The 18,627-nt window shown below is 69.2% G+C and carries 14 protein-coding genes; 7 read left to right on the top strand and 7 right to left on the bottom strand.

Going from position 1 to position 18,627, the window contains the following annotated elements; translation table 11 throughout:
• Positions 1 to 26: 26 nt before the first annotated feature.
• Complete coding sequence (locus tag O7631_RS19735; RefSeq protein WP_278145570.1) at positions 27 to 731, top strand: SDR family oxidoreductase; 705 nt, start codon at positions 27 to 29, stop codon at positions 729 to 731.
• Between the two features lie 12 nt (positions 732 to 743).
• On the opposite strand, the gene O7631_RS19730 is transcribed toward O7631_RS19735, so the two are convergent.
• Complete coding sequence (locus O7631_RS19730) at positions 744 to 2,003, bottom strand: Ig-like domain-containing protein (RefSeq protein ID WP_278145569.1); 1,260 nt, start codon at positions 2,001 to 2,003, stop codon at positions 744 to 746.
• A 242-nt stretch (positions 2,004 to 2,245) separates the two neighbouring features.
• Here O7631_RS19730 and O7631_RS19725 point away from each other — a divergent pair, with 242 nt between their 5' ends.
• From O7631_RS19725 to O7631_RS19710, 4 genes are all read left to right on the top strand, one after another.
• Positions 2,246 to 2,968: a hypothetical protein gene (locus O7631_RS19725; protein WP_278145568.1), complete on the top strand. Its 723-nt coding sequence runs from the start codon at positions 2,246 to 2,248 to the stop codon at positions 2,966 to 2,968.
• A 118-nt stretch (positions 2,969 to 3,086) separates the two neighbouring features.
• Positions 3,087 to 4,184 (top strand): DUF1996 domain-containing protein, encoded by a 1,098-nt coding sequence (locus O7631_RS19720; protein WP_278145567.1) that lies wholly within the window; start codon positions 3,087 to 3,089, stop codon positions 4,182 to 4,184.
• Positions 4,185 to 4,399: 215 nt separating this feature from the next.
• The gene (locus O7631_RS19715) at positions 4,400 to 8,665 is read left to right on the top strand and encodes a trypsin-like peptidase domain-containing protein (RefSeq protein WP_278145566.1); all 4,266 of its coding nucleotides are present in this window, start codon (positions 4,400 to 4,402) and stop codon (positions 8,663 to 8,665) included.
• Positions 8,666 to 8,711: 46 nt separating this feature from the next.
• A complete protein-coding gene (locus tag O7631_RS19710; protein WP_269678399.1) occupies positions 8,712 to 9,050 on the top strand; it encodes a CU044_2847 family protein in 339 nt (112 codons plus the stop codon).
• 82 nt (positions 9,051 to 9,132) lie between these two features.
• Here the strand turns inward: O7631_RS19710 and O7631_RS19705 are convergent, their stop codons facing one another.
• From O7631_RS19705 to O7631_RS19695, 3 genes are all read right to left on the bottom strand, one after another.
• A complete protein-coding gene (locus O7631_RS19705) occupies positions 9,133 to 9,762 on the bottom strand; it encodes a hypothetical protein (protein WP_278145565.1) in 630 nt (209 codons plus the stop codon).
• 204 nt (positions 9,763 to 9,966) lie between these two features.
• Positions 9,967 to 10,140: a hypothetical protein gene (locus O7631_RS19700; protein ID WP_167393670.1), complete on the bottom strand. Its 174-nt coding sequence runs from the start codon at positions 10,138 to 10,140 to the stop codon at positions 9,967 to 9,969.
• Positions 10,137 to 10,355 (bottom strand): flavin reductase, encoded by a 219-nt coding sequence (locus tag O7631_RS19695; RefSeq protein ID WP_278145564.1) that lies wholly within the window; start codon positions 10,353 to 10,355, stop codon positions 10,137 to 10,139. The genes O7631_RS19700 and O7631_RS19695 overlap by 4 nt, the downstream gene beginning before the upstream one ends.
• 407 nt (positions 10,356 to 10,762) lie before the next feature.
• On the opposite strand from O7631_RS19695, the gene O7631_RS19690 reads away from it, so the two are divergent.
• Both O7631_RS19690 and O7631_RS19685 read left to right on the top strand, forming a co-directional pair.
• The gene (locus tag O7631_RS19690; RefSeq protein ID WP_278145563.1) at positions 10,763 to 11,512 is read left to right on the top strand and encodes an XRE family transcriptional regulator; all 750 of its coding nucleotides are present in this window, start codon (positions 10,763 to 10,765) and stop codon (positions 11,510 to 11,512) included.
• Positions 11,513 to 11,570: 58 nt separating this feature from the next.
• Positions 11,571 to 12,074: a hypothetical protein gene (locus O7631_RS19685; protein ID WP_278145562.1), complete on the top strand. Its 504-nt coding sequence runs from the start codon at positions 11,571 to 11,573 to the stop codon at positions 12,072 to 12,074.
• A 64-nt stretch (positions 12,075 to 12,138) separates the two neighbouring features.
• Here O7631_RS19685 and O7631_RS19680 read toward each other — a convergent pair whose 3' ends face one another.
• The 3 genes from O7631_RS19680 to O7631_RS19670 are packed head-to-tail and all read right to left on the bottom strand — an operon-like array spanning position 12,139 to position 18,619.
• Positions 12,139 to 13,116, bottom strand: a complete 978-nt coding sequence (locus tag O7631_RS19680) for a hypothetical protein (RefSeq protein ID WP_278145561.1) — start codon at positions 13,114 to 13,116, stop codon at positions 12,139 to 12,141.
• A gap of 32 nt (positions 13,117 to 13,148) precedes the next feature.
• Positions 13,149 to 14,675 carry a plastocyanin/azurin family copper-binding protein gene (locus O7631_RS19675; protein WP_278145560.1) on the bottom strand — a complete coding sequence of 509 codons (1,527 nt, stop codon included), beginning with the start codon at positions 14,673 to 14,675 and terminating at the stop codon, positions 13,149 to 13,151.
• Between the two features lie 8 nt (positions 14,676 to 14,683).
• Complete coding sequence (locus tag O7631_RS19670; protein ID WP_278145559.1) at positions 14,684 to 18,619, bottom strand: ThuA domain-containing protein; 3,936 nt, start codon at positions 18,617 to 18,619, stop codon at positions 14,684 to 14,686.
• Between the last annotated feature and the right edge of the window lie 8 nt (positions 18,620 to 18,627).

Raw genomic sequence — 18,627 nt, 5'->3', positions numbered from 1 at the left:
TGACACACGCCAGGAGGCAACAGGTCATGCAGATCAACGGTTCGATCGCACTGGTCACCGGGGCCAACCGTGGCCTCGGCCGGCACTTCGCCCGACAGCTGCTGGAGCGCGGCGCGGCCAAGGTGTACGCCACGGCCCGCAACCCGGAGCAGATCGACATTCCCGGTGTCGAGAAGCTACGGCTGGACATCACCGACCCGAGCTCCGTCGAGCAGGCGGCCGCCGCCGCGCCCGACGTCACCTTTCTGATCAACAACGCCGGCATCACCACCTTCACCAACCTGGTGAAGGGAGACCTGGGCAAGATCCGGTCCGAGCTCGACACGCACTTCTGGGGGACCCTGAGCATGGTCCGGGCGTTCGCACCGGTGCTGGGCGCGAATGGCGGAGGGGCGATCCTCAACGTCCTGTCGGCGTTGTCGTGGTTCTCCTACGACGGGGCCAACGCCTACGGCGTGGCGAAGGCGGCCGAGTGGAGCCTGACCAACGGCATCCGGCTGGAACTCGCCGGCCAGGGGACCCTGGTGAGCGGCCTGCACCTGGGCGCCGCCGACACCGACATGATGGCCCACTACGAGGGCGACAAGATGGACCCCGCCGACGTCGTACGCGTCGCCCTGGACGGCATCGAAGCCGGCCGGATCGAGGTCCTCGCCGACGAGTGGAGCGCACACGTCAAGGCGTCCCTCGCCAACGATCCGAGCGCCTTCTACGCCCCGACCGGGCGATAGTCGCCTGCCGGCTCAGCCGGTGGGCCCCGGCGGCGACGAGCCGCCCGCGACCGCGCCCGGGCGCGGCGTCGCGGGCGGGGCCGGCGAAGGACCAGTGGGTACGGGCAGTGCACTGCCCTTGACGAACTGCTCCCAACTGGTGTTCCAGGCCGTCCAGCCGTTGCCCGCCTCCAGCCGGACCTCGGTGCCGGTGAAGGTGACCAGATCACCGATCTGGGTGAACGTCATCAGCCAGTCCGCGTTGGCCGGCGAGATGTTCGTGCAGCCGTGCGACACGTTACGGTGCCCCTGATCCGACACGGACCAGGGTGCTGCGTGGATGAACTCACCGCCCCAGGTGAGGCGTTGCGCGTCCGCGACGTTCACCACGTAGCCGCCGTTCGGCTCGCCGCGGGTGTCGAAGGTGGTGCGCTGGTGCTTCTCCATGATCACCATCTTGCCGCTGGACGTCGGGGTGCTCGGCCTGCCCAGGCTGACCGGGATCCTGCGGATCACCGTGCCGTCGCGCAGCACGCGCATCTGCTTCGTGGCGTTGTCGACCTCGAGTGCCACCTGACGTCCGATCCGGGACGTCGCGGTGCGGTCGGCGTCTCCGACAAGGTTCTCGCCGATCGGCAGACCCTCCAGACCGGCGCGGACGCTGATCGTGGTGCCCGGTCGCCAGAAGTCGGGGGCGCGGTAGTAGACCTGACTGCCGTCGTCCAGCCAGGACCAGGCCCCGGGCTGCGGTGGGTTCGTCGTGACGAACAGCCGACGCTGCACGTCGGCGCGGACCGCCCTGGCGACGGGCGGATCGAAGCCGATGGTCACCGGCATGGCCGTGCCGTACGTCCGGCCGTCGGCGAAGTACAGCGTGCTGGTCACCTGCGGTTTCGTCGACGTCGCCATCGTGGTGAAGGTCGTCGTACGGGTGGTGGTCCGGCCGGAGTCGCCGACGGCGACCGCCTCGACGGTGTAGGTGCTCCGCGGTCGCAACGCGACGGTGGGCACCCAGGCCGAGCCGTCCTCCCGACGTTCCGCCCTGACCAGCATGCCCTTGTCGTCGGCGATGCGGACGACGACGACCGTTCCGCCGGTGACCCGCGCGGTGACCTCGGCGCTGACCGGCACGTCGCGGGACCGATCGGCGGGCGTCAGAGTCACCTCCGGCGCCGGCACCTCCCGTTCGACGGGCCGCACGGGGGCCTTGCGGTCGGTGGTGCATCCACCGAGGACCAGCGGCGTGGCCACGACGGACACCACCACCAGCGCCAGCCGTCGCCACAACCCCATCGACCGTCCCCTGCTCTCGTGTTCGCGTGCCCGCAATTCTTTCCCGCCGCTCACACTGACCGTGCCGTTTCCGGCAATCACGAAAGAAAGTCGTAAACGGCATGCTGCCGCGTACTCGATCAGGAGTTGCGCGTGCTGACTCCTGCGGTGCGGGTGGGCTAGGTTGTCGGCTTCGGAATATCAGGTTGGGGCCTGCCGGCGCGGGCGTGTCCGCGCCCGGTGACGACAGGTAGGAGCCGGCGGTGGCGATGGTCGACCAGCTCGTTTCCCGGACGGACACCGCCTACCAGCGATGGCTGGCATCAATCACCGACGACATCACCGCTGAGGGAGTGAGCGTGTACTGCCTGGAATCCCTGCCGGAGCGCAACACGACCTACGACATCGGCGAGTGGCTCACGGGCTACCTCATGATCGCCCAGGAAGGCGATCGGGGATTCTTCCTCAGGTGCGACGGCGGCGGCCCGGTGTTCTCGGCCGACCTGGGCGGGCTCGGCGAGGTCGACCTCACTGTCATCGCCCCAGGGTTCGAGGTGTGGCTGGGCTCCGGGTTCGCTCTGCCGGCGGACCCGGAGCCAGACCTGCCGCCAACCGCCGACGTCTATGTCGACGGGATTCCGGTCGACCGGGTTCAGCTGCTGGCGCGGGCAAGGAAACTTCTGGGTACGGATTGGCCGTTCGGGGCATTCCGGGGCCTGCTCGCCGCCCAACCGTTCCTGGCGGCGAGATCAGCTCGCCTGTACGTGCTGCTCCGCGACCTCGAGGACGCCCCCGAGTTGCGGCCCTACCTGCTCTACGCCACCGACCACGGCCTGGAAACGGTGTGGCCGACCGAGCTCGCCCGGCGGTGGAGTATCCACACCGAACCCGATTACAGTTTTTCGAAGAAAATCAAAGAATTGAGACTGAATCGACAGCCGGACCGCTCCGCACAGCGTATCGAGCAATCGCGGAATGAGTTTTAAGACAGACTTAAACGTCTCAGCTGGAATCAGGCAGGGGGTCAACTCGTACTCTTCCTTCTCGGAAGAAAGGTGACCCCTCTTGTTCAATATGCGATCCACTCCCAGGCTCCGCCGTTCCGTGACCGCCCTGCTGTTGGTGGGTGTGGCGTTCGCCGGCGGTTGCAAGGACATTCCGGGAGCTCCCGGCGCGTCAAGCCCCTCCAGCGACACCGGCATCGGCTCCTCCGACCCGCAGACGCCCACGTCCGCCGCCCCCGGCGACGCGTCGGCCACGCCGGGCGCTCCGAGCGCCTCGGCCACCCCGTCCCCCTCCGGTAAGCCGGCGACCCCGTCGACCAGCGCCGCCCCGCCCACCGCGTCCGGTGGTTGGATCACCATCGACGCCGCCGCGCAGGCCGCCGCGACGAAGGCGTTCTTCGCGCGCAAGCCCAAGCCGGTGACCGGCAACCCGGTCAAGGTGCCCGAGTTCAACGTCGGCTGCAAGGTCAGCCACCACAACAGCGACGACCCGATCGTGCTGCCGAAGCTGGTCGGCGGCTCCCACAACCACACGTTCTGGGGCAACAAGTCGACCGACGCCAACTCGACCGCCGAGTCGTTGCGGGCGTCGAAGGCGACCACCTGCAACTCGCCGGACGACCAGTCCGCCTACTGGGTGCCGACGATGTACCAGAACGGCAAGGTCGTCGACCCGACGGAGGTGACCGTCTACTACGGATCCCGCCTGAAGGACCCGAGCAAGACCCAGCCCTTCCCGTTCGGACTTCGCATGATCACCGGCGACGCGAAGAACCAGGTCGACACCCCGGACAAGCAGGGCAACCACTTCTGGTGCGCCGGCATCGGCGGCGAGGTCGGCCGCAGCGCGGACAAGACGTTCCCGGTCTGCGCCAAGACCGCGAACATCGTCCGCCAGATCACCTTCCCGGACTGCTGGGACGGCAAGCACCTGGACAGCCCGAACCACAAGGCGCACATGGCCAACGGCGACCACACCGGGGCGTGCCCGAAGAGCCACCCGGTGCCGGTCCCCTCGGTGTCCTTCGTGATCTCGTACCCGCTGAGCGCGAACACCGACGGCATCACCCTCGCGTCCGGCACCTCGTTCTCCATGCACGCGGACTTCTTCAACGCGTGGAAGGACGAGGCGCTCGCCGCCCGGGTCCGCAACTGCCTCGACCAGGGCGTGAAGTGCAACTCGGCCGGCAACTTCTAGGCACGGCAGCACCGCATCTCCTGACGGCGGCGGCACAACTCCCCCACACGGGGCCAGGACCCCGCTGCCGCCGTCAGCAGATGCGACGCTCACCGGCGGCCGTCACGAAGCAGGATGCCGCAGAAACAGGGGCATTGACCACCGGCGCTGTTCGATAGCATCAGCGAACGACGGGCTCCCGCTTCGATTGGTTGCCCGACCGACCCGGGAGCGCCATGGCCGAGGACATTTCACCGGCCGCCGCGCTCGGGCGCCTGCGAGGGCGGTCCGGCCAGGTGGTTGGCACGGCATTTCTCGTCACAGCCGATCTCGTCATCACCTGCGCCCATGTCGTCAGCGCGGCGCTCGGGGGTGACCACTTCGACGCCGCGGCACCGACGGAGACCGTCACTATCGAGTTCCCGCTGGTCGGTGACGACGCGCCGGGGAGCTCTTATCAGGGTTCCGTGGTGAGCTGGTGGCCCGCCCGGCTCGACGGCAGTGGTGACACCGCTGTGCTGCGACTCGACCGACGGCCGCCGGTGGGCATTCACCCCGCCCGTCTCACTCTGACCGAACCTGATTGGGGGGACAAGGTCCGGGTTTTCGGCTTCCCCGCCGATCTGACCGACGAGTACGGCGTATGGGTCGAGGCCGAGCTCCGTGCCCGGCAGGGGGCCGGCTGGTTGCAGGTCGAGTCACCGCCGCACCAGAGAGGGATCGGCCAGGGGTTCAGCGGCTCCCCGGTGTGGAGCCCTGCGGCCGGGATCATCGGCATGGTGGTGGCGGCCGAACGCGGCAACACCACGGCGTACCTGATTCCGGTCCGGACCCTGGTCGAGGCTCACCCGGACATCGCCGCGCCGGACCCGACCGAGACCTCCCCCTACCGAGGGCTGGAACCGTTCCTCGAAGAGCATTCGGCGTACTTCCGCGGTCGCGAGGCGCTGACCAAGCAAGTGATCAGACAGGTCGAGCGGCATCCCCTGGTGACCCTCGTCGGGCCGTCCGGCAGCGGTAAGTCCTCGCTGGTGTACGCCGGGCTGACGCCATCGCTGCGCAGGCTCGGCATGCTGGTCACCACCTTCCGCCCGCTGCCCGGCGCCCGATCCACCTCGCTGCTCGCCAACGCGGTCATCGGCGTCCTGGACCCGACACTGCCCGGGGTGGGTCAGCACGATGAAGCCGAAGCACTGGCGGACATGCTCGACACCACACCGACCCGGACGCTGTCCTGGCTCGCCGACCAGTTGGTCGAGAAGGCCGGCGACGGTGGCCTGCTGCTGTTCTGCGACCAGTTCGAGGAGTTGGCAGCCGAGGACGCCCAGCGGCTGTGGCGGCTCCTGCACGACCTGCTCCACGTCGCTCCACATCGCGCGGACGGCACTCCGAGGCTGCACGCCGTACTGACGATGCGGTCCGGCGCACTGGACTTGCTGGTAACGGAGGACACCGCGGAGGCCGCCACAGTGGGGATGGTGTTTGTTCCCCCGATGACCCGCGACCAGTTGCACGAGGTCGTCACGGCTGCCGACGTCGATTTCGAACCCGGGTTGGTGAGCCGGATCATCGACGACACCGGCACCGAGCCCGGGCAACTACCGCTGGTCGAGTTCACCCTCGCGCAGCTCTGGAAACGGCGGAGCACCAGCACGTTGACCCATCGCTCGTACGAGGAGTTGGGCGGTGTGTCCGGTGCCCTGGCCAGGTACGCCGACGACGTCTACGACGCGCTGCCGGCCTCGGATCGCCTGGCCGCCCGGCGGCTCTTCACCCAGTTGGCCCGCCCCGAGGACAGTGGTGACTTCCTGCGTCGACCAGTCCGGCTCGCCGACCTGAACGACGACCTCCGACCGGTCCTGGGGCGGCTCGCGGCCAGCCGACTGGTTGTTGTCAGCAGAGCCGCCGACGGTGCCGAGATCGCCGACCTCGCCCATCAAGCGCTGCTCCGGCAATGGCAGGGGCTGCGGGAATGGCTGATCCACGAGCGCGACTTTCGCGGCTGGCAGGAGGGGCTGCGAGTCCGACTCGCCGCCTGGGAGGCCGCCGGCCGGGACGCCGGTGGCCTGCTGCGCGGGGTCGCCCTCGCCACCGCGAACAGGTGGGAGCGGGAGCACCCCGAGGACATCGGGCCCGCCGAGCGCGCTTACATCACGTCGAGCAGCGCCGGAGAACGGCGCAGAGCCTGGGTGCTGCGGTCGGTGGTCGTTGTGATCTCGCTCCTGGCCCTGGTCGCCAGCGGCCTCGCGGTGGTCGCCGCCCGGCAGACCCACCAGGCCGACGCTCGCCTCCGTACCGCGGCGTCGCGAGCGCTCGCCGATGAGGCGAGTCGGCAACGCGCCACCGACCCCCGCGCGTCCCTGCAGTTGGCACAGGCTGCGTGGCATCATGACCAGACAGCCGAGGCATCGGGCGTGACCTTCACCTGGTACGCGGCCCTCCAGTTTGTGGAGCGGATCTACCAGGACGCGTGGAAGGGCGACCTGGACAAGATCCTCGCGAGCTCCGACGGGTCGACCGTGGTCTTCGTCAACAAGTCAGGCCTGCCTGCGGTGTGGACCGGCATGAACGGCGAGAACCCCCAGCAGTGGCGACTGCCGACCACCGGCGGCGGCTGGGAGGGCGGCACCTTCGCGCTCAGCCCTTCCGGCCGTCACCTCGGCTACAGCAGCGGCCTCGGCCGCGTCGCGCTCTGGGACATCGCGCAGCGCAGCGAGCCGATCGAGCTGGCCAGGCAGACGACACGCGACGACCTGAGCGTCAACGGGCAGACCAGTTCGGTGTCGTTCTCCCCCGACGGCAGCCGGTTCATGGTGTGGTCGCACAGCGAGCGGTCGGAGACGTCGCAGATCCTGGTCTGGACGGTCGAGGACGGCCAGCCGGTCCGGGTTACGGCACCAGCCCTTCCCGCCAGCTCGCTCACCTCGGTGTCGTTCGGTCCTCGAACCGACACCCTGCTGCTCGTCGGGTACGGGGTAGCACGCCTGCACCAACTCGACACCGGGCGACTCCTGAAGGCTCTGCCCGTGCCGGAGTCGGTGGACCCGCAGCCCGTCAGCAACGGCTCACTTCTCGCCCACTGCGATCCGGATCGGGACCTGGTGCAGGTCACCGATGTGGCGACCGGCGAAGCCCTGCGGACGGTCCCGATGCGCTCATGTGCGACGCCTATTCTGAGGCTTGACGGTCCGCCGTACCTGGTCTCCGCCAACTCGTTCGACGTCTCCGACTCGAACTCCGAGATCAGCGTCACCGACTTACGGACAGGCCAGACCTACCGGTTCACCACACCACCGATCGACTTCAACCCGCTGAGGCAGTCCCACCGCATCGCGCTGTTCGGCCGGCCGGACGGCCGTGTCGTCGCCCTCGTCGGGGACCGGAACCAGGGCTACCGGCTGGCGGCGACCGCCCCGCAGCCGCCGGCACCCGAACAGCCGAAGCAGGGGCCTGCGCGGCCGTTCGGGTCGCTCAGCCTCGGTAGCCCGGACGACCGCTGGGAGGTGGCTGTCAACGGCGAGACCGGCCGCATCGATCTGGTGGACGTCGAAACGCGACTGACAATCGCCAGCGCCACCGGCACGCCGACGACCGACGCCGCGAAGGTGATCTTCAAGGGATTCTGGTGCGGCTTCACGAGCGACGGCACCCGCTTCCTGATGGTTCAGGGTGATGAGTTGGTCGCCTACTCGATTCCCGAGCTGACTGTCGAGCATCGGATGCGACTACCCGTACAGCCCGAGATCGGGACCCCGCCGAACGAGCCCGGCATGTCCGCCTGGGCGAGCTCGGTGGCGGCGGACGGCGACGGCCGGGTGATCGTGTTGCACGCCGGTCTGCTGACCCGCTGGGACACCGCGACCGGAGCCATGACGGACGGTCCCGTACCGCTGAGAACCGACCTTTCGACGCAGCAGCATTCGGCCCTGCTGGCGGTCATGTCACCACTGCCGAGGCCGGGGCATCCCGGCGAGGTCGCTGTCGTCGAGCCCAATGGTGAGGTGGAGATCTGGAACATCGACCGGCGGCGGGCGATCGCGACCTTCACGGTCGGCGCGGCGAGAGGTCCGGGCACGCCCGTCTTTGATGTGACCGGGTCTCGCCTCGCCGTCCGATCGAGCAACGAGCAGGTCAAGATCATTGACGTGGATGGGAGTCGGGCCGAGAGCAGCATCCCCGCCGGCCAGATCGACGCGGTGCTCGGCTTCACCCCCGACGGCAGGCTGCTGACCGTGTCCCAATCACTCAAGCCGGTTGCTCAGTTCTGGGATGACAATAGTGGAAAGCTGCTGGCAACCCTGACCCTGGCGGCCAGCCCGACCCGCTGGACCCTGGCCGGTGATCTCCTGTCGCTGTCTGACGCCGAGCAGACCCGTTCGTTGCGGCTGAGGCCCGAGGTGTGGATGGAGCATCTCTGTTCCCTCAACGAGCGCCCTTACGACGGGACCGAGCGGGCCGTGATCAAACGGCACTCAGGTGCGACCGAGCGCCCGTGCGGCTGAGTCGTACGCTGCGCCCAGGGCTTACCGACCCCAGAGGAGTTGCGGGATGACACACGTCGTGGCGATGCCGGTCGACGGAGGCGAGACGGTTCTGATCGAGGTCTCCGACGACCGGACCGGTATCGAGCGGGTCGGTCGGCCCGGCGAGGTCGTGCGCACCGCCGGGGAGACACTCCAGCAGGCGCTCGCACGGGTCCGGCCGGCGGCCGAGGCGGTTCTGGACAGCGTCCGGGGTATGGCGAAGACCCCGGACCGGGTCACCGTCGAGTTCGGTATCAAGCTGACGGCGGAGGCTGGTGTGGTGGTCGCCCGCACGGCTACGGAGGCCAACTTCGCCGTCACCGTCGAGTGGTCGATGCCCGCGACGACTGAGCCCACCGGGTGACGGTGCTGGGCCCAACGCCGGGGACCTCGCGGCAGTCGGGTCCGAAGCCGTCGGACCAGCCCCGCCTCGTCGGCTCACCGACCTACTTGCGCAGCAGGTTGAGGAAGTCGGCGGCTGCCGGGAACGCCCGGTCCTCGGCGAACTCGCCGATGTAGACGACGGCCTCCTCGTCCTGGCCGTAGGAGTAGCCGTCCAGGGCAGGCCCGACCACGAGGATGGTGCCGCCCCGCCGCCAGGCCGCGTACCGCCAGGAGTAGCTACCGATGGCGAGGTACCTGCCCTCGGTCCGGACGTCGCACTCCGGTGGGCCGAGCCGTTCGGCGAACCTGTCGATCGCCGCGTCGAGGTACGCCTCGAACTCCACGCGCCCGGCGCCCCGCTCGCTCGTCCAGCCGGGCTGCGAGCCCCAGAAGTCGTCCGGCCACAGCTCCCCGCCCACCACGTAGTAGTGGACGAAGGGCAGGTAGAGGCCGTAGTCGGTGTAGACGGCATGACCGGCCGGGGTGACGAAGCGCGCCTCGTCGGTCGGCACCCCGTCGGTGGACCAGTCGAGGTTCCGCATCGCCCGGCTGGTGACGGCCGGCTCGTGCCAGGGTAGGTCGGCCAACCCGATGAGCTGATCGGCCAACTTCGCGTCGATCGGGCAGCTGGCGACGCAGTTCTCGATGTCCGTCTCGTCCTCGCCGGACTCTGGCTGGTGATCTTCCGACATGGCCGGGAATTCTTCCGACGCCGGCACCGCCGCGCAAGCACGGGCCGTGACGAGACCGCCGCGTACGTCTGCTCGACTACGCGAATGCGCGGGCTTTCACCTCTCCGTCGAGATCCGTGTGCGGCGGCAAGGGAGGTGGTGACCAGCAAGGCGTAGACCTCGGGTAGTTCGACGTCGTCACGGACGGCACCGGCACTGTTGGCATCAGACGAGGCGCTGGATGCGGACCTTCGGCCGCTCGTTCCTGAGGTGGCCGTGCTTGTGCTGGCGGACCTGCTCGTCCCAGACAGCCTGGTCGTAGTCCGGGTCCGGCGGGATCCACTTGTGCGAGCCGTCGCTGTAGTGGAACTTCTCATCACCGGGTCGCAGGATGCTCATCGAGTCCAGCCGAGGAAGCGGTGATGCAGGTAGCTGGCGGGAACGTGGGCCAGGTCCTGAGTGGCGTCGACGAGATGGGCGGCCAGGTAGAGGGCCAGCGACACCGGGGCTCGGTCGTACTCGGCTCGCAACTCCCAGCGCCGGATCCGGCAAGGCCACTCCCGCGCACACCCGCCGCACGTCCAGGCCGGCTTGACCGGATGGTGCGTCGTCACTCCGGGCCGTCCTGGCTGGGCCACCGGCCGCAGTTGATCGGACGGCCCCGCAAGGACGCCACCCGCCGCCCGACCGGCACCAGCTCAATGCCGCCCACGAAGCCACCGCCGATCCGGCACCGCCCGCGTGGTCTCCTCCACCGGTATTCGATCCGCCTCCGCCTCGGCAAGAAGCCGCCGCTTGGCCGCTTCCCGCTCGGCCGCCTGGATTTGCTCGCCCCGGCCTGCCGCTGGCTCGCCACCCTTACCCGGCATTGCCACCTCCGTCACCGAAACGCGGCAGCGCCCCCTGCGCCATCGCAGTCTCACAATGACGTCGGAGCGTCACCGGTTGCGACGGCACAACATGCGACAGACAGGACACATTGGTGACGACATTCAGGCGACATAGCGCTATCGTGGCGGTCATGGCCGCCCCCAACACCGCGTTGCGCGCTGTCCGTACCGGAATGCGCATGAGCCAAGACGACTTCGCTCGCGCGCTCCAGGCTGCCGGCCACCGCGTCGGCGAACCCAACGACGCCAACAAGAGACTCGTCCAACGATGGGAGTCGGGCGCGATCACCGCGCCGCGCCCCGTCTACGCCCGCGCGCTGGAGGTCGTCACCGGCCTACCCATCTCGCTACTGGGCTTCGCCTCGGTGCCCGGCGAACACGTCATTGACGACGAACGGGGTGGCCACGACCTCACCTCTCCCCTGTCCAGCCTGGCCACGCCGACACCAACGGCCAAGCCCGCCACGGTCCACGGGTCGTACGAAGGTGTTTGGCTCAGCCGCTATCAGTACTACTCCAGCGGCCGGGGGGACTCCTTCGCCGGGCAACACTTCGTCGTGATGCTTCAGCATGGCGACAGGCTGACCGTGCGCAGCCTGCCCGGCTCGGCGGCCTCGTCGCTCTCGATGGACCTGACCGTGGACGGTGCCGTTGTCACAGGCACGTGGGTGGAGCAGACCGACCCCGCCGGCTACTACCGGGGCGCCCGGTATCACGGCGCGGTTCAGCTCCTGGCCGAGCCCACGGGTCGCCGGATAGCCGGAAAGTGGGTTGGATTCGGCAAGGACATGGACGTAAACACCGGCCCGTGGGAGCTTGTCTTCCAAGACGCTTCAACGTCCAAGGCAACGCTCGATCGCTACAACACGTCGGTGACGTGACGCACGTACGGGCGCTGTCGGAACAGCCGGAGTCGGCGGGCAGAAGGACGGTCTTCCGTTGACCCTGGTACGCGGCAAGCTGGGATTCACCGATCCCAGGTCGTTCAGCCTCATCGGCTATCGGCACGGCGGCCACGGGTACGCGTTGTTCCGTGGATTCCCCTCCCTCGCGGAGATCGAGGATGGTCACAGCGACAGCGAGTTCCGGGTGCTCGACATCTGCTTCAGGAACATCGAGCGGATCTCTTGCTGGGCCGGTGGAGGGCCGATCCATCTGCGACACCCCACGGACGAGGAAAAGGACGCCATCCAGGCAAGGATCGGACCGACCCGCAACACGAACATCTACCTGTTGAAGCCGGACTCGATCGAGGACTACGTCGTAGCCAGCGCGGTCTACTGGGCGGAGTACCATCTCGCCCTTACTGCGCCGAGTCCTCTTGTCGCCGAGGACAAGGAAGGCCGGGATACCCATTCGCCGATCGAGCGGCCTGTGCAGTTCGTCGATCAGCCATGGACTCCGTACTCCCTGTCCAACAGCACCGACGCGAAGACCGTCTAACCGGTCGATACGACGGCGGTGGCCGGTCACCCAGAGGGCGACCGGCCACCGTCGCGTCGATCGGTCAGAGCTTCGCCGCACCCGCCTCGGTGGCCTCCTGCACCGCCGAGGTACGACGAACCTCGGCGCGCTGGTCGCCGGCGTCCTCGCGGTCCGGAGCGGCCACCCGCGCCGCCCGGTTGGTGGTCGCCGCCGCCTGGTCACCGGTCACGCCACCACGGATCCGGTTGTTGGCGGCTACCTGGGCGACCGGGTCGTTGCCCGTCACCGTCAACTGGCCGTTGATGATGTTGTCGTCCACCGTGACACCACCGGTGGTGCTGGTGATGCTGACGTCGGCACCCCAGTAGCCACCGGAGGCGCAGCTGTCGAGCCCACCGTTCGGGCCGACCTGCACGCCGCCCAGGTTGCCGGCGAACGTGGCCTTGCCGCGCACCGCGCTGCCGCACACCACGCTGCCGGTGGCGCTATTGAGCACCGACAGCGTGCCGTCGACGAACGAGTCGTGCAGGTCGGTGTAGTAGGTGCCGGTGCTGCTGAGGTTGCGCTCCACCTGGGTGCCCCGGTCGAGCCGGACCTCACCGGCTCCGACCGTGACGTTGCCGGCGACTGTCGACTCCTCCACGAACAGGAAGCTGTCGATCGTCGCGCTGCCCTTCGGCCGCACGGTCACGGTGCCGGTCCGGGCGTCCTTCAGGAAGATCCCGTACCCGCCGGCGGCGAGCACCACCTGACCGTCGACTGTGGTCTGCGTGGCGTCGAGGTAGCCGTCCGCGGAAACCCGTACCTCACCGCTGATCCGGCCCCCGGTCACCACCAGGTTGCCGCCGGCGGCGACGGTGACGTTGCCGGTGATGGTGGTGCCGGTCAGCGCGCAGGACTCGCCGGCCGGCACGTACAGGTCGTTGGGCACTGTCACCGCACCGCCGGTGCCGATGCAGTGGGTGACCAGGTCGGCGTGGGCGGTGGGGGCCACGGTCAGCACCGAGGCGGCGACGACGGCGGTCACGGTGGCCAGCTTGGCGACGGTACGTCCGGGCATCGTGGTACTCCCTGTCGAGAAGATTCGAGGACTCATGCGCCGACGTCCGATCGGGCCGCGGCCCGGACGATGGCGCCCTGCTGTCGCCGGTCGAGCGTTCCGCCGGTCACCAACGCGAGGGTGACCGCCTCGACGTGCCGGACGAATTCGGCGTGGCCGGGGTAGTCGGCGTGTTCGTCGATCAGATCGTTGATGGTGCAGCCGTTGCCGGTGTCGACGTTGCGGACACCGGTGTCGTCACCGTCGATGACCACCGTCGCCCGGGTGTCGGACTCGGGGCAGGCGTCGGTGCCGTCGGCCACCACTGTGAACGTCGTCGACTGCTCGGCGGCGGCGTTACCCGCCTTGTCCGTCGCCCGCACGCGCACCGTGTGCGCTCCGGTGGCGCGAACGGTGACGGGAGCGGAGTACGCGGTCCAGGCGCCGGTGTCCAGCGCGTACTCGACAGTCGCCACGCCCGACTCGGCGTCGGTGGCAGTGACGGTGACCGTCGCTGCGCCGACGTACGCGCCGTCGTCGTTGCGGTCACCGGCCACCGTGGCGGTGACGGTGGGTGGCGTGGTGTCCTCGGCCTGCGGCTCGACGACAGTGAAGTGCGACATCTGCTCGGCCGACGTGTTACCGGCCACGTCGGTGGCCCGGAAGTGCAGCATGTGCATCCCGACAGCGGTCACGACGACCGGGCTCGTGTACGCGGTGAAGGCAGCGCCGTCCAACGAGTATTCGATGGTGGCGACACCGGACCCGGCGTCGGTCGCGGTCAGCGTGGCGGTGGCCGTACCGACGTAGTTGCCGTCGCCGTCGCGGTCGCCGGCCAGTGTGGCCTTCACCTCCGGCGGGGTGGTGTCCTCCTCCCCCGGCTCGACGATCCGGAACGACACCGACCCGACGGTGCTGGTGTTGCCGGCCTGGTCGGTGGCCCGGAACTGCACCGAGTGGTCGCCGATCGCGGTCACCCGAACCGGCTCGGTGTACGGCGCGAAGCTCGTGTCGTCGACCTGGTACTCGACGGTCTCCACACCGGAGTCGGCGTCGGTGGCCGTGACGGTCACCGTGGCCGCGCCGAGGTAGTTGCCGTCGGGGTCCTGGTCACCCGCCACGGTGGCGGCCACCGTCGGCGGTGTGGTGTCGCCACCCCCGCCGCCCTCGGTGACGACCAGTTCGCCGACCATCTGGCTGTGGCCGGGGATCGAGCAGAAGTAGCGGTACCGGCCCGGGGTGAGGGTCACTGTCGCCTGGTGGCGGCCGTTGTTCGCGTCGAACGGACTGGCCAGGATGTTGAGGGTCACGTCGTGGTTGTAGCCCTCGCTGCTGGTGTCGAAGGTCAGCGTGTGCGGCATCCCGATGGTGTTGCCGGTGGCCTCGCTGTTCTCCCAGATGATCGTGGTCTCGCCGGCCACCGCTGTGGTGGGCGCGGACTTGTAGCGGGTGATGTCGCCGTCGGCGGTCCAGGTCAGCACCTGTGCCGCGGCTCGGGGGGCGGCGGAGGCCGGCGTCGCCACCCACGGGGTCACCGTGAGCAGGAGCGCCGCCAGCACTGCCGTTATTCGTCGGGGCATCGTCTCTCCTAGAGTTCCCGTACGCGGACGTTGCGGAACTCGGCCAGGTCGTTGTCACCGTGGTTCTGCAGACCGATGAAGCCGCGCAGGAACTGCCGCAGATCGGTCGGGGGGTCGCCGGCACGCGACGACTGCTTGCCGGGCGTGTTGTCGAACTCGTTGATCACCACGCCGTTGCGGATCATCGTGTAGTGCTGCCCGACGACGCGGATCTCGTAGTCGTTCCACTCGTTCTTCGGCGTCACACCGGCCTGGGCGAGCGGCACCGGGTCGAAGTTGTAGACCGAGCCGGTCTTCTGCGGCTCACCGGTGTCGCCGTCGTAGATCTGGATCTCGTGTCCGCAGTAGATCGCCATCCACGCGGTCGAGGTCCGGGCCGAGCCGACGGTGCCACAGCTGCCCGGCGGGCGTTGCTCCAGAGGGGTTCGCAGGTCCGGGAACCGGATGAAGACGCCGGTGTTGGCCCGGCCGGTGCCCGGTGCGATGTCCTTGAACTGGAGCCGCAGCGAGAAGTCACCGAGTTCCTTGGTGTGCCAGAGCATGCCCAGACCTCCGCTGGGCCGCAGCGAACCGTCCGGCTGGATCGCGAACGATCCGGTCGGCGCCTGCTGCCAAGCGCGCAGCGAGTCGGCGGTGCCGTCGTAGAGCGGCTCGTACCCGGTGTGCCCGTCCCGGCCGATCTCGGACGCGGCGGCCAACCGGGTCAGGGTGCCGGCCTCCCGGGCGTTGAGCAGGTCGTCGTCCTGCAACGCCTGGGCCACCGCCTTGACGTGCCGGACGAAACCGTCGTGGTCGGACCAGGTGCTCTCGTCGTCGATCAGGTCGTTGGCCGTGCAGCCCTGCCCGACGGTGCGACTGGGCACGCCCGTGTCGGTGTCACCGAGCCAGACGTTCTGCCGGTCGTCCGGCACCGCGCAGCCCACCGTGACAGTGCTCTGCACCGTCGCCGTCTCACCGTCGGCGTACGTGACGGTCAGCTTCGCGGTGTAGGTGCCGACTGTGGCGTACGTGTGCCGGGGGTTCGCCTCGGTCGACGTGGCACCGTCGCCGAACTCCCACCGGTGGCTGACACCGCCGGAACGCGCGCCGTCGAAGGCGATGGTCAGGGGCTTGTTCTGCACGGCGACGGAGTTCGCCGCCGGTACGGGGGTGGGTGCGCCACCGGTGTAGGTGATCCGGATCAGCTTCTGGTTGGGGTGCAGGCTGAAGAACCCGCCGCCGTAGTCCAGCAGGTAGAGCGCGCCGTCCGGGCCGAACTTGGCGTCCATCCAGCTCTGCAGCCGCGTGTCGCCGTTGCCGCCCGGGATGATGGCCCGCAGCGATTCGGCGTACACCGGTGGGGCGGCCTGCGGCACACCGGCCGGGTCGACAGTCACCGCGACCCGGTTGGCCGCGTTCGACTGGTCGCCGATGAACCACTTGCCGTCCCAGTGCTCCGGCCACGCCACGCCGCTGGCGGTGTCGACGAGGCTGCGGTGGTACGTCGGGCCGGACATGATGGCCTGCCCGCCGCCACGCAGGTACGGCTGGGTGTAGGTGGCGTCGGCCGCGACGTAGGTCGGGAGGCCGCTGCCGTCGGTGCGCTCCGGGAACACCGGGCCGCCGCCGTCGGGTGAATACCAGATCATGTTGTCCCGGGCGGCCGGGATGTCCACCAGTCCGGTGTTGCGGGGCGACTCGTTCTTCAGGTTGTCGCAGTCGTACCAGCCGGTCAGGACCGTCGCGTCGGTGTTGCTGCGGTCCCGGTACGGCTGCCGGTTGCCCATGCAGTACGGCCAGCCCTGGTTACCGGCGGAGGTGATGATGGTGGCGGTCTCGTACTTGGCCGGGCCCAGGGTGGGGCTGGGCGACGAGGCGTCCGGGCCGACCCAGCCGGCGGTCAGCCACTGGTGCACCGGATCGATCTGCAGGCGGGCGATGTTCCGGACGCCCATCACGTAGATCTCCGGGCGGGTCTTCTCGGTGCCCGGCGGGAACAGGTTCCCCTCGGGAATGGTGTACGTGCCGTCCGCCTCCGGGTGGATCCGGATGATCTTTCCAGCGAGGTCGTTGGTGTTACCCGACGTACGGCGGGCGTCCTGGAACGAGATCCCCTCGTATTCCTGGGTCCAGTTGTTGCCGGCGTAGCCCTGCGACCCCTCGGAGGAGTTGTTGTCGCCGGAGCCGACGTAGAGGTTGCCCTTGGCGTCGAACGCCATGCCGCCGCCGGCGTGGCAGCAGCTGTGGATCTGCACCGGGAACTGGAGCAGATCCTTGCGGGTGCTCTGGTCGACGGTCTGCGCCTGCCGGTCGTAGGTGAACCGGGAGACCGTTCGCTGCCCGACGCGCTTCACCCGGTCGACCGAGTCGTGCGGCATCCAGTAGACGTAGAGCCAGCCGTTCTCGGCGAACTTCGGGTCGGGCACGATGCCGAGCAGGCCCTCCTCGTTCTTCACCAACTCGGAGCCGCTGCCCCGGTTGCCCATCACCTCCAGGGTCGTGAGCAGCTTGACCTGCTTGGTCCGCGGGTCCCACGAGTGGATGGTGCCGCAGCCCTTGCCGACGTTCGGGTTGTTCCAGTCCGCGATCGGGCCGCTCGGGCAGGCGGCCTTGCCGACGTAGAAGACAGTGCCGTCCGGCGCGATGGTGAGCCCGTGCGGCTCGCCGATCTGGTCGAGCTGCCCGGTCTGGTTGGCGGCGGTGAGCCGCTCCACCTTGTAGTTCGCGGCGATCGTGGCCTGGCAGTCACCGCGTACGCGGCCGGTGGTCCAGTTCAGCGCCCCGGTGAGGTGGGTGCGGAAGGCCTCCTCACCGTAGCTGCCCTCGGTGTGGCCCATGCCGGTGTAGAACGACCGGCCGCCGTCGTAGTCCCGGCACCAGGAGACCGGGTGGAACGGGCCGTTGGCGGCCGCCCCCGCGTTGTAGTGCCGTTCCTCGACCTGGGCGAGGGTGTGCACGGTGCCGATCGGGTTCGGGTCCCAGTTCTCCCACCGGTCGGAACGGGTGATGGTCAGCGGCAGCGACGCCGTGGCCGGGTGTTTGCGGTCCAGGATGTTCACCACCGCGCGGTTCACGGCGGGAGGCTCCGGGGCGGTGGTGCTGCCGGTGAACAGGCGCAGGTCGGCCAACTGGGTCAGTGGCTCCCCGCTGTTCGCGGTGATGTTCAGGCGGTAGCGGGTGAACTCCTGCGGGGTGGCGATGTCGAACCGGCGGGTCTGGAACCGGTCGGGGAAGGCCTGGCCGGTGCGCCGGTCCAGGTCGGACCAGTTCTGACCGTCGGTGGAGCCCTGCAGGGTCCAGTCCTTCGGGTCGCGGCCGGAGGAGTCGTTGGCCGACGTCAACGCGTACCCGGTCACCCGCTTGGCGGCGGCCAGCTCGTAGGCCACCCAGCCGGTCGGGGTGCGGACCAGCCACTTGGTGTTGGCGTCGCCGTCGGTCAGCTTTTCCTTGGTCTCGTTCGGGGGGTTCTCGCCGCTGGCGGTCACCCGGGCCACCGGCTCGGCCACCGGGATGGCGCCGGCCGGGCGGGTGCCGATCAGGCCGGTGAACCAGGTCGAGTCGACCTGGGCGCGCGCCGCGTCGGCGATGCCGACGAAGCCGCCGCCGGCCTTCATGTAGCTCTGCAGCGCCGACTCCTGGTCGCGGTTGAGCGCGGCGCCCGTCGCGGAAAGGAAGACCACGCTGCGGTACGCGGACAGCCCTGCCGTGGTGAACACGCCGGGGTCCGTGGTGGCCGTGACATCGATGTCATGACCGGCACCAAGCTGTTTGATGGTGTCCACCGCGCGGGCCACCGGGTCCTGCTGCTCGGCCACCGGCCCGTGGAACACGAGGACAGCTGTCCTCTGTGGTTGCGCCGCCTGCGGGGCGGCTGCCGGTCGCGGCGCGGCTGCTGCCGTCGTCGCGGGAATCAGTGTCGCGATGGCGGCTGCCGCCGCGAGGGCTCGTCGTATCGTCCTGGTCATCCCCGTCC

The sequence above is a fragment of the Micromonospora sp. WMMD967 genome (assembly GCF_029626165.1).
Classification (GTDB): Bacteria; Actinomycetota; Actinomycetes; order Mycobacteriales; family Micromonosporaceae; genus Micromonospora; species Micromonospora taraxaci.
The sequence above is the reverse complement of the archived record's forward strand: the minus strand, read 5'-3'. Positions and strand labels throughout refer to the sequence as shown.